Here is an 11,309-nt window from a genome sequence, read left to right on the forward strand (position 1 = left end):
GAACAATGGCAATTGAACAATGGCAATTGCACCTTCCCCAAGTGCTGTGGAAATTGCGGCAATTGTATCAAATTCCATGTCCTTTCACCTCACTTGCTTATTTATCTCTATTTCAACATGAATTTTTTCCGTCACTAAATTATTAGGATACCATAACGAACCTATCTACAAAAGAATAATAACTCATTTTATTATGTCCTTATGTAAAAAACACTAAACTTATTCACAGTGGATAAGTTTAGTGTTTTTTAGTTATCCACATTTATTTTCTCCTCAAAAAAACCGGCACTCAATTGAGTAACCGGTCACTTGGAAGATATTACAACATACCGATGTGGTTCTTTCCCTTCAGAAGTTGTAATGATATTTTGATGATTAGATAATGCTTGGTGAATAATTTTTCGTTCGAAAGAAGGCATTGGTTCTAGAACAACTCTTTTTTTCGTACTCACTACTTGTTTTGCTAATCGATAGGAAAGAGATTCTAACGTATTTTTTCTTTTACTACGATAGTTTTCAGCATCCAGTGTAATACCAATATATTGCTTTGTATTACGGTTCGCAACAAGCTTTGTTAAATACTGTAAAGAATTCAACGTATTCCCTCTTTTACCAATTAAAACACCAATATTTTCACCRGAAATTGTAAATTCAACTTCGCGTCCTTTTACAATTTTTCTAATCTCAACTTCCACACCCATATTTTGAATAACATTTTTTAAATATTCTTCACATTCTTGGATTGGATCTTTTTTCAATACAACTTCTACAACAGCGGGGCGATTCCCAAATAAACCTAGGAACCCCCTCTTACCCTCATCGATAATATTTATATCTACTCGATCTTTCGAAGCATTTAATTGTCTTAAAGCATCTTGTACTGCCAGCTCGACTGTTTGTCCTTTAGCAGTAATCATACTCACTTGCTTGATCCTCCTGCCTTACTAGCCTTAATTTCAGGCCCTTTGATCATATACATTTGAGCGATACCAAAGATATTACCAACTACCCAGTACAATGATAATGCTGCTGGGAAGTTAATTGCAAAGACTAAAATCATAATTGGCATAAGCCAAATCATCATTGCCATTTGCGGATTTTGTCCAGCCGTTCCTGCCATTGCAAGCTTTTGCTGAATAAAAGTCGTAATAGCCGCAACAATTGGAAGGATATAGTAAGGATCTGCCTGTCCTAAATCAAACCATAAAAATGTATGTTTACTAATTTCTGCCGTTCTCATAATCGCATGATAAAAAGCGAATAGGATAGGCATCTGAACAAATATTGGTAAACATCCTGCTAATGGATTTACACCATTTTTTTGATACAACTGCATCATTTCTTGTTGTAATTTTTGTTGTGTTGCTTGATCTTTTGAGCTGTACTTTTCTTTTAATTTCACCATTTCTGGTTGTAACGCCTGCATCGCTTTCGTACTCTTCGTTTGTTTAATCATTAATGGTAATAATGCAAAACGAATGATAAGAGTTGTAACAACGATTGCTAAACCATAATTACTACCAAATAAATTTGCAAAATACGTGATTAACTGAGAAAGCGGGTATACGAAATATTCATTCCAAATCCCAGTGCTTTTCGGTGTAATCGGCTGATTTGTTTCACTACAACCGGTAGCGATTGCCATTAACATAATAACCATGGCTAATAAACCTATTTTCTTTTTCAAAGCCTGCTCCTCCTTGTTTCGGTATGTATATAGTGTAATTCATTTCCTTACGCTACTTTTTTATTCTTTTCATACCAGAGCGTTTAAAGACATGAATTAAGCTTTTCTTTAACTCTTCATATGTCATCTCTGCACAAGGCTTCCTTGCTATTATAACAAAATCTTTTCCAGAATCTATCTCATCTTTTAATTCTATAATCGATTGGCGAATCATACGCTTAATTCGATTACGMACTACTGCATTTCCTATTTTCTTACTAACAGAAAGACCAATGCGAAAATGCGGCTGTTTTTCTTTATCTAATTTGTATACAACAAACTGGCGATTGGCATTTGATTGTCCTTTTTGGAAAACAGCCTGGAATTCATCATTCTTTTTTATACGATTTTTTTTCTTCATATCATTTGACACTCCTGTATTTCATCAGCGGAAACTCATTATTATTAGAAAAAAAGACCACTGAACGTTCAGTGGTCTACGCAGATAATACTTTTCTTCCTTTACGACGACGAGCTGCTAGCACTCTACGTCCGTTTGCTGTGCTCATACGGCTGCGGAAACCATGTACTTTGCTGCGCTTACGTTTATTTGGTTGGTAAGTTCTTTTCATTATATGACACCTCCCTGAGGAATATCTGTTAAAGACAGTCTAATAAATTATAGTAAATCAAATAGGAAAATGTCAATGGTTCTCGAAATTTTCATCAAATATTCATTTTTAACCTATTCACATACTTTTTCACAGTCCCTATATTTCCTTGTGGATAAATATTTTTTCTCTTTTTTATATCCACAAACTCTTTTTTTACTTTTACACAGTATATCGTGTTGTGGACAAGTTTATTCCACAAGGTATTGATTTTGTGGATAACTTTCTTAAATTCATTGCTATAGCTGCTTTTTTTTGATATTATAGTTGTGTTTTCACTTTGAATAAGTTTTCCACACCTTTATTTTATCCACAATTTGTGTATAACATGTGGATAGTTTAAATCACATGTGGGTAAATAGTTGTCCACATGTGTTATTTTGTCGAAAACTCTATCTCGGATACTAACGACGTTTTTATATTTTAAAATACGTTTCGTATAAATATGCATTAGAAATATTTACAGGTTGTACAATTGTTGCGCAACCTTATTCTTTTACCATCTTTGTAAAGGAGGGACACCTTTGGAAAATATCTCTGATTTATGGAATAGTGCCTTAAARGAATTAGAAAAAAAGGTAAGCAAGCCAAGTTATGAAACCTGGTTAAAATCAACAACTGCTCATAACTTAAAAAAAGATGTATTAACTATTACAGCTCCAAATGAATTCGCTCGTGACTGGCTAGAATCTCATTATTCGGAACTAATCTCCGAAACACTTTATGATTTAACAGGGGCAAAACTAGCTATTCGTTTTATCATTCCCCAAAGTCAGGCAGAAGAGGATATAGATCTCCCTTCTGTTAAGCAAAAACACGCACATGATGAGTCTAATCACTTACCACAGAGTATGTTAAACCCAAAATATACATTTGATACATTTGTTATTGGCTCTGGTAATCGTTTTGCACATGCTGCTTCTTTAGCTGTAGCTGAAGCACCAGCTAAAGCCTATAATCCGCTCTTTATTTACGGGGGCGTTGGACTTGGAAAAACACATTTAATGCATGCAATTGGGCATTATGTAATTGAACACAACCCCAATGCAAAAGTTGTATATTTATCATCTGAAAAATTTACAAATGAATTTATTAATTCAATTCGTGATAATAAAGCTGTCGATTTTCGTAATAAATATCGTAATGTAGATGTCTTATTGATAGATGATATTCAATTTCTTGCTGGAAAAGAACAAACACAGGAAGAGTTTTTCCATACATTTAATGCGTTACATGAAGAAAGTAAACAAATTGTGATTTCAAGCGATAGACCACCAAAAGAAATCCCAACTTTAGAAGATCGCCTTCGTTCTCGCTTTGAATGGGGGTTAATTACGGACATTACGCCACCAGATTTAGAAACTAGAATCGCAATTTTACGTAAAAAAGCAAAAGCAGAAGGTCTTGATATACCAAATGAAGTTATGCTTTATATCGCAAATCAAATCGATTCAAATATTCGTGAACTAGAGGGTGCACTTATTCGAGTTGTAGCTTATTCATCTTTAATTAATAAAGATATGAATGCTGATTTAGCGGCTGAAGCGCTTAAAAATATTATTCCAAACTCTATACCTAGAATTATTTCTATTTCTGATATTCAAAAGGCTGTTGGGGGCGTCTATCAAGTAAAATTAGAAGATTTCAAAGCAAAAAAACGGACAAAATCCGTTGCATTCCCTCGCCAAATTGCGATGTATTTATCACGTGAACTTACGGACTCATCTTTGCCAAAAATAGGTGAAGAATTTGGTGGCCGCGATCATACAACAGTAATCCATGCTCACGAAAAAATTTCGAAGCTATTAAAAACGGATACTCAATTACAAAAACACGTTGAAGAAGTTAAGGATATTTTAAAATAGTAGTAGCTGAATAGTGTGAATAACTTAGCTTATTTTACGCACAGTCTATCCACATGTAGATAGACTGTTTTTACATCTTTAAACAGGGTTATCCACATATCCACAGGCCCTAGTACTATTACTACTACTTTTATATCTTTATTAAATAAATAAAATCTTATACTTACCGGAGGTTTTTCGTTATGCGTTTTACAATACAAAAAGACTATCTTGTAAGAAGTGTACAAGATGTAATGAAGRCAGTTTCTTCTCGTACAACAATTCCAATTCTTACAGGGATTAAAGTTGTAGCAACGGAAGAAGGAGTTACTTTAACAGGTAGTGATGCAGACATCTCTATCGAATCATTTATCCCAGTCGAAGATGCTGGAAAAGAAATTGTGGAAATTGAACAAGCAGGAAGTATTATTTTACAAGCAAAATATTTTAGTGAGATCGTAAAAAAATTACCTAAAGAAACTGTCGAAATTTCTGTGGAAAATCATTTTATGACAAAAATAAAATCTGGAAAATCAGAGTTCAACTTAAATGGTTTAGATGCTGCTGAATATCCGTTATTACCACAAATCGAAGAACATCATGTATTTAAGATTCCAACAGATTTACTAAAGCACATGATTCGTCAAACAGTATTTGCAGTTTCAAGTTCTGAAACAAGACCGATCTTGACAGGTGTAAACTGGAAGGTATATAACAGCGAGCTAACTTGTATTGCAACAGATAGTCACAGACTAGCACTTCGTAAAGCAAAAATCGAAGGGTATAATATTGCCGATGAATTTCAAGCGAATGTCGTTATTCCTGGTAAGAGCTTAAGTGAATTAAGTAAAATTCTAGATGAATCTGAAGAAATGGTAGATATCGTTATTACGGAGTATCAAGTATTATTCCGTACAAAACATTTATTATTCTTCTCAAGATTATTAGAAGGAAATTATCCAGATACAACGCGTTTAATTCCAGCTGAAAGTAAAACTGATATATTTGTAAATACAAAAGAATTTTTACAAGCGATTGATCGTGCGTCGCTGTTAGCAAGAGATGGTCGTAACAACGTTGTTAAATTATCGACATTAGAACAACAGATGTTAGAGATTTCTTCGAATGCACCAGAAATCGGAAAAGTAGTAGAAGAGGTTCAATGTGAAAATGTAGATGGCGAAGAATTAAAAATATCTTTTAGTGCAAAATATATGATGGACGCATTAAAGGCTTTAGACAGTACAGAAATTAAAGTTAGTTTTACTGGAGCGATGAGACCGTTTTTAATTCGCACAGTAAATGATAATTCCATTATCCAATTAATTTTACCAGTCCGTACTTACTAAGTAAGGATTAAGGGTTGCTAGTGTAAAGGTACTAGTGACCCTTATTTGATTTGTGGGGTATTACTTTCCTAATGCTAGTTTATTTAGTACAATGAAAGAATGAACACTTTCAGAAAGTGAGCGATTTTATGAAACTTATTAAGATTTCAACAGAATACATTACACTAGGACAATTTTTAAAGTTAGCTGATGTAATTGATACAGGTGGCGCTGTGAAATGGTTCTTACAAGAATATGAAGTATACGTGAATCAAGAACTTGAAAATAGAAGAGGCCGAAAGTTATATGCAAATGATATTGTTGAAATTCCGGGAAGCGGAACTTTCCAAGTTCAGGCATAAAGGGGGATCCCTTTGTTTATTACAGAAATACAATTAAAAAACTATCGCAATTATGAGCATTTAGAGCTTTCCTTTGAGGATAAAGTCAATGTAATTATTGGTGAAAATGCGCAAGGGAAAACGAATCTGATGGAAGCTATTTATGTATTGGCGATGGCGAAATCTCATAGAACTTCGAACGATCGTGAACTCATTCGTTGGGATGAGGATTATGGTAATATAAAAGGTAGATTACAAAGGCGAAATAGTTCAGTATCCTTAGAATTAAATATTTCAAAAAAAGGTAAAAAGGCAAAGTTAAATCAGTTAGAACAACAAAAATTGAGCCAGTATATTGGTGAAATGAATGTTGTTATGTTTGCCCCAGAAGATTTAAATCTTGTAAAAGGAAGCCCTCAAGTACGAAGACGCTTTTTGGATATGGAACTTGGACAAATAGCTCCGGTCTATTTGTATGAATTAAGTCAATATCAAAAGGTAGAAATTTTTCGGGGTATAACTTTACTTGGTCCTCATCGTGATGATTTACAATTCTTCGTTAATAGTAAAAATGTTCAAGTCTTTGGTTCACAAGGACAACAACGAACAACCGCACTATCCCTAAAATTGGCTGAAATTGAATTGATATACTCAGAGGTTAAGGAATATCCAATTCTTTTACTAGATGATGTGTTATCAGAATTAGATGATTATCGTCAATCGCATCTGCTAAATACAATTCAAGGAAAAGTACAAACCTTTGTGACAACGACGAGTGTCGAGGGAATTGAACACGAAACATTGAAAGAAGCGAAAACAATTCATGTAACGAACGGCACGGTAGATTGTGAAATAGACAGAAAATAATTTCTGTTTAAATGGAAAAGTAGGTGATCTTTGTGTCAATGGAACAAAAGCAAATGCAGGAAAATGCATATGATGAAAGTCAGATTCAGGTGTTAGAAGGACTGGAGGCAGTTCGAAAGCGTCCTGGTATGTATATTGGTTCTACAAGTGGAAAAGGTCTTCATCACCTCGTGTGGGAAATTGTTGATAACAGTATTGATGAAGCTTTAGCAGGATATTGTGATGAAATTAATGTCARTATTGAAGAGGATAATAGTATTGTTGTAACAGATGATGGTCGTGGTATCCCTGTTGGTATACAAGAAAAAATGGGACGTCCCGCTGTAGAAGTTATTATGACGGTACTCCATGCCGGTGGTAAATTTGGCGGTGGTGGTTATAAAGTTTCTGGTGGTTTGCATGGTGTAGGTGCATCCGTTGTAAATGCTTTATCAACAGAATTAGAGGTATTTGTACATCGAGATGGAAAAATACACTATCAAAAATATGAACGTGGGGTCCCGGCTGCAGATTTAAAAGTAATAGGTGAAACTGATCGTACAGGAACGATCACACGCTTTAAGCCAGATTCAGAAATTTTTACAGAGACGACAGAATACGAATTTGATACATTAGCGACTCGTATGCGTGAGTTGGCGTTTTTAAATCGTAATATTAAATTAACAATTGAAGATAAGCGTGAACATAAGCAAAAGAAAGAATTCCATTATGAAGGTGGAATTAAATCATATGTTGAACATTTAAATCGTTCAAAACAACCGATTCATGAGGAACCTGTATATGTTGATGGTTCAAAAGATGGGATTCAGGTTGAGGTTGCTCTTCAATATAACGAAGGCTATACAAATCATATTTATTCATTTACAAATAATATTCATACGTATGAAGGCGGTACACATGAGGTAGGTTTTAAGACTGCTCTAACACGTGTAATTAACGATTATGGTCGTAAAAATAATATTTTAAAAGATGCGGATAGTAATTTAACTGGTGAGGATGTTCGTGAAGGCTTAACAGAGAAGTTTCAAGTTTACCAGGGAAGCTAGCTGATTGTTCTTCTAAAGATCCAGCAATTAGCGAAATTTATATCGTGGAGGGTGACTCTGCGGGCGGATCTGCAAAACAAGGACGCGATCGTCATTTTCAAGCGATTTTACCACTGAAGGGTAAAATTATTAACGTTGAAAAGGCACGTTTAGATAAGATTTTATCAAATGATGAAGTTCGTACAATTATTACAGCAATCGGTACAAATATTGGTGGGGATTTTGCTATTGAAAAAGCTCGCTATCATAAAGTTATTATTATGACAGATGCCGATGTTGATGGTGCACATATTCGTACCCTATTATTAACGTTCTTCTATCGTTATATGCGCCAAATCATTGAGTGTGGATATATATATATCGCACAGCCACCGTTGTTTAAAGTACAACAAGGTAAAAAAATTCAATATGCTTATAACAATAAAGAACTTGAAAAAATACTAGCTGAATTACCAGCTCAACCTAAGCCTGGGATTCAGCGTTATAAAGGTCTAGGGGAAATGAATCCAACTCAGCTGTGGGAGACGACAATGGACCCAGAAGTACGTTCGTTACTTCAAGTTTCCCTTCAAGATGCAATTGAAGCGGATGAAACATTTGAAATTTTGATGGGTGATAAAGTAGAGCCACGTCGTAACTTTATCCAAGAAAATGCAAAATACGTGAAAAACCTTGATATTTAAGTGAGTAATGACAGGAATCTAAGTATTCCTGTCTTCTACATATAAATCAATGTATGTGTAACGGAAATGTAAGAGGAGGTGCTCGTTGATGTCAGACAATCAACAACAAGCACGAATTCGAGAAATTAATATTAGTCATGAAATGCGTACCTCATTTTTAGATTACGCAATGAGTGTTATCGTGTCTCGTGCATTACCAGATGTTCGTGATGGATTAAAACCAGTTCATCGTAGGGTTTTATATGCGATGAATGATTTAGGAATTACAGCTGATAAAGCATATAAGAAGTCGGCGCGTATTGTCGGCGAAGTAATTGGTAAGTATCACCCGCATGGTGATTCAGCTGTTTATGAAACAATGGTACGTATGGCACAAGATTTTAGTCAACGTTACATGCTTGTTGATGGACATGGTAATTTCGGTTCTGTTGATGGAGATTCAGCGGCAGCAATGCGTTATACAGAAGCAAGAATGTCTAAGATTTCTATGGAATTAATACGTGATATTACAAAGAATACAATTGATTATCAAGATAACTACGATGGTTCTGAAAGAGAGCCAGTTGTATTACCAGCGCGTTTCCCTAACTTATTAGTCAATGGTACGACGGGTATTGCGGTTGGTATGGCAACAAACATTCCACCGCATCAACTTGGGGAAGTAATTGATGGTGTGTTGGCATTAAGTCATAACCCTGATATCACTATCGCGGAATTAATGGAATATATCCCTGGACCAGACTTCCCAACTTCAGGTTTAATCTTAGGGCGAAGTGGAATTCGAAGAGCTTACGAAACAGGTCGCGGTTCTATTATACTTCGTGCTAAAGTTGAAATTGAAGAGAGAGCAAATGGTAAACAAACTATTATCGTAACAGAACTACCTTATCAAGTTAATAAGGCGCGATTAATTGAAAAAATCGCAGAACTAGTTCGTGATAAGAAAATTGAAGGTATTACAGATTTACGTGATGAATCGGATCGAAATGGTATGCGTATTGTTATGGAAGTACGTCGTGATGCCAATGCCAATGTACTATTAAATAATCTATATAAACATACAGCACTCCAAACAAGCTTCGGTATTAATATGTTGTCTCTTGTAAATGGAGAGCCACAAGTCTTAAATTTAAAACAAAATCTATATTATTATTTAGAGCATCAAAAGGTAGTGATTCGTAGACGTACTGCTTATGAATTAGAGAAAGCAGAAGCGCGTGCTCATATTTTAGAAGGCTTACGAATTGCTTTAGATCATCTTGATGAAGTTATTACTTTAATCCGTAGTTCAAAAACAGCTGATATTGCAAAACAAGGTTTAATGGAACGTTTCGGCTTAAGTGAGAAACAAGCGCAAGCGATTTTAGATATGCGTTTGCAACGTTTAACTGGATTAGAACGCGAAAAAATCGAACAAGAATATCAAGATTTAATGAAGATAATTACAGAGTTAAAAGCAATTTTAGCAGACGAAGAAAAAGTTCTTGAAATTATTCGCGAGGAATTAGCTGAAGTAAAAGAGCGTTTTAATGATAAGAGAAGAACAGAAATTACAATTGGCGGTATGGAAGCTATAGAGGATGAAGATTTAATCCCAGAACAAAATATCGCAATTACACTTACTCATAATGGTTATATTAAGAGGTTACCGGCTTCTACGTACAAAACACAGAACCGTGGGGGACGTGGTGTACAAGGAATGGGTACGAATGATGATGACTTTGTCGAACATTTATTAACAACGTCTACTCATGATCATATTTTATTCTTCACAAACAAGGGTAAAGTATACCRTACAAAAGGATATGAAATTCCAGAGTATAGTCGTACAGCAAAAGGTATACCGATTATTAATCTATTAGGGGTAGATAAGGGTGAGTGGATCAACGCTATTATTCCAATTCGTGAATTTGGTGACGACCAGTTCTTATTCTTTACAACGAAACAAGGTATCTCTAAGAGAACACCACTTTCATCATTTGCCAATATACGTACAAATGGTTTAATTGCAATTTCTCTTCGTGAAGAGGATGAATTAATCTCTGTACGCTTAACATCTGGTGATAAGGATATTATCGTTGGGACAAGTAACGGTATGTTAATTCGTTTCAATGAGCAAGATGTGCGTTCAATGGGACGTAATGCGGCTGGTGTAAAAGCAATTACATTAGGTGATGAAGATCAAGTTGTAGGTATGGAAATTGTCGAAGAAGATGTAAATGTTCTAATTGTAACGAAAAATGGTTATGGAAAGCGTACACCGATTGATGAATACCGCCTGCAAAGTCGTGGTGGTAAAGGTCTGAAGACTTGTAATATTACAGATAAAAACGGTAAGTTAGTAGCGGTTAAGTCTGTAACAGGCGAAGAAGACATTATGTTAATTACAGCAGCAGGCGTTATTATTCGTATGCCGGTTGATCAAATCTCTCAAATGGGACGTAATACACAAGGTGTTCGTCTAATTCGATTAGAAGATGAGCAAGAGGTAGCGACAGTAGCAAAAGCGCAAAAAGATGAAGAAGAAGAATCTAATGAAGAGGATTCTTCTGAAGAGTAAGAGTGGGGATTTCTCCCCCTCTTATTTTTTTATAATAATACTTGCATAGCAATAGGAAAGTGTATATAATAGGAAAAGTCAGCAAATGAGAGATACAAGTTATCGAAAAAAACTTGTTGACGAAAATAATATACTATGATATATTATGAAAGTCGCTAAAACGCGATGTTGAACTTTGAAAACTAAACGAAACAAACAACGTGAAACGTCAATTTTTATTTTTAGATGCTAGACAAACTAACTTTATTGGAGAGTTTGATCCTGGCTCAGGATGAACGCTGGCGGCGTGCCTAATACATGCAA

General features: G+C 35.0%; 9 protein-coding genes, 1 rRNA gene and 1 pseudogene. 7 read left to right on the forward strand and 4 right to left on the reverse strand.

Annotated elements, in window-relative coordinates; all coding sequences use genetic code 11:
• Positions 1-305: 305 nt before the first annotated feature.
• The 4 genes from jag to rpmH form a co-directional block, all read right to left on the reverse strand.
• The gene (gene jag / locus AC1DJR_RS13855) at positions 306-923 is read right to left on the reverse strand and encodes an RNA-binding cell elongation regulator Jag/EloR (protein ID WP_002166368.1); all 618 of its coding nucleotides are present in this window, start codon (positions 921-923) and stop codon (positions 306-308) included.
• Complete coding sequence (gene spoIIIJ, locus AC1DJR_RS13860) at positions 920-1,687, reverse strand: YidC family membrane integrase SpoIIIJ (protein ID WP_002144555.1); 768 nt, start codon at positions 1,685-1,687, stop codon at positions 920-922. The genes jag and spoIIIJ overlap by 4 nt, the downstream gene beginning before the upstream one ends.
• Positions 1,688-1,739: 52 nt before the next feature.
• Positions 1,740-2,087 carry a ribonuclease P protein component gene (gene rnpA / locus AC1DJR_RS13865; protein ID WP_002089963.1) on the reverse strand — a complete coding sequence of 116 codons (348 nt, stop codon included), beginning with the start codon at positions 2,085-2,087 and terminating at the stop codon, positions 1,740-1,742.
• A gap of 76 nt (positions 2,088-2,163) precedes the next feature.
• Positions 2,164-2,298 (reverse strand): 50S ribosomal protein L34, encoded by a 135-nt coding sequence (gene rpmH, locus AC1DJR_RS13870; RefSeq protein ID WP_002068706.1) that lies wholly within the window; start codon positions 2,296-2,298, stop codon positions 2,164-2,166.
• A 563-nt stretch (positions 2,299-2,861) separates the two neighbouring features.
• Between rpmH and dnaA the strand changes: the two genes are divergently transcribed.
• The 7 genes and pseudogenes from dnaA to AC1DJR_RS13905 all read left to right on the forward strand — a co-directional run.
• Entirely contained in the window at positions 2,862-4,202 is a 1,341-nt protein-coding gene (gene dnaA, locus AC1DJR_RS13875) for a chromosomal replication initiator protein DnaA (RefSeq protein ID WP_002016481.1), read from the forward strand.
• 182 nt (positions 4,203-4,384) lie between these two features.
• Complete coding sequence (gene dnaN / locus AC1DJR_RS13880; protein WP_477002833.1) at positions 4,385-5,530, forward strand: DNA polymerase III subunit beta; 1,146 nt, start codon at positions 4,385-4,387, stop codon at positions 5,528-5,530.
• Between the two features lie 128 nt (positions 5,531-5,658).
• The gene (gene yaaA, locus AC1DJR_RS13885) at positions 5,659-5,871 is read left to right on the forward strand and encodes a S4 domain-containing protein YaaA (protein WP_002016484.1); all 213 of its coding nucleotides are present in this window, start codon (positions 5,659-5,661) and stop codon (positions 5,869-5,871) included.
• Between the two features lie 12 nt (positions 5,872-5,883).
• Entirely contained in the window at positions 5,884-6,717 is an 834-nt protein-coding gene (gene recF / locus AC1DJR_RS13890) for a DNA replication/repair protein RecF (RefSeq protein WP_477002834.1), read from the forward strand.
• Positions 6,718-6,755: 38 nt separating this feature from the next.
• A pseudogene (locus AC1DJR_RS13895) lies at positions 6,756-8,446 on the forward strand (DNA topoisomerase subunit B).
• Positions 8,447-8,534: 88 nt separating this feature from the next.
• Positions 8,535-11,006, forward strand: a complete 2,472-nt coding sequence (gene gyrA, locus AC1DJR_RS13900; protein ID WP_477002835.1) for a DNA gyrase subunit A — start codon at positions 8,535-8,537, stop codon at positions 11,004-11,006.
• Between the two features lie 243 nt (positions 11,007-11,249).
• Positions 11,250-11,309 (forward strand): 16S ribosomal RNA (locus AC1DJR_RS13905); the annotation flags it as partial.

Source organism: Bacillus sp. 05T31 (genome assembly GCF_056396725.1).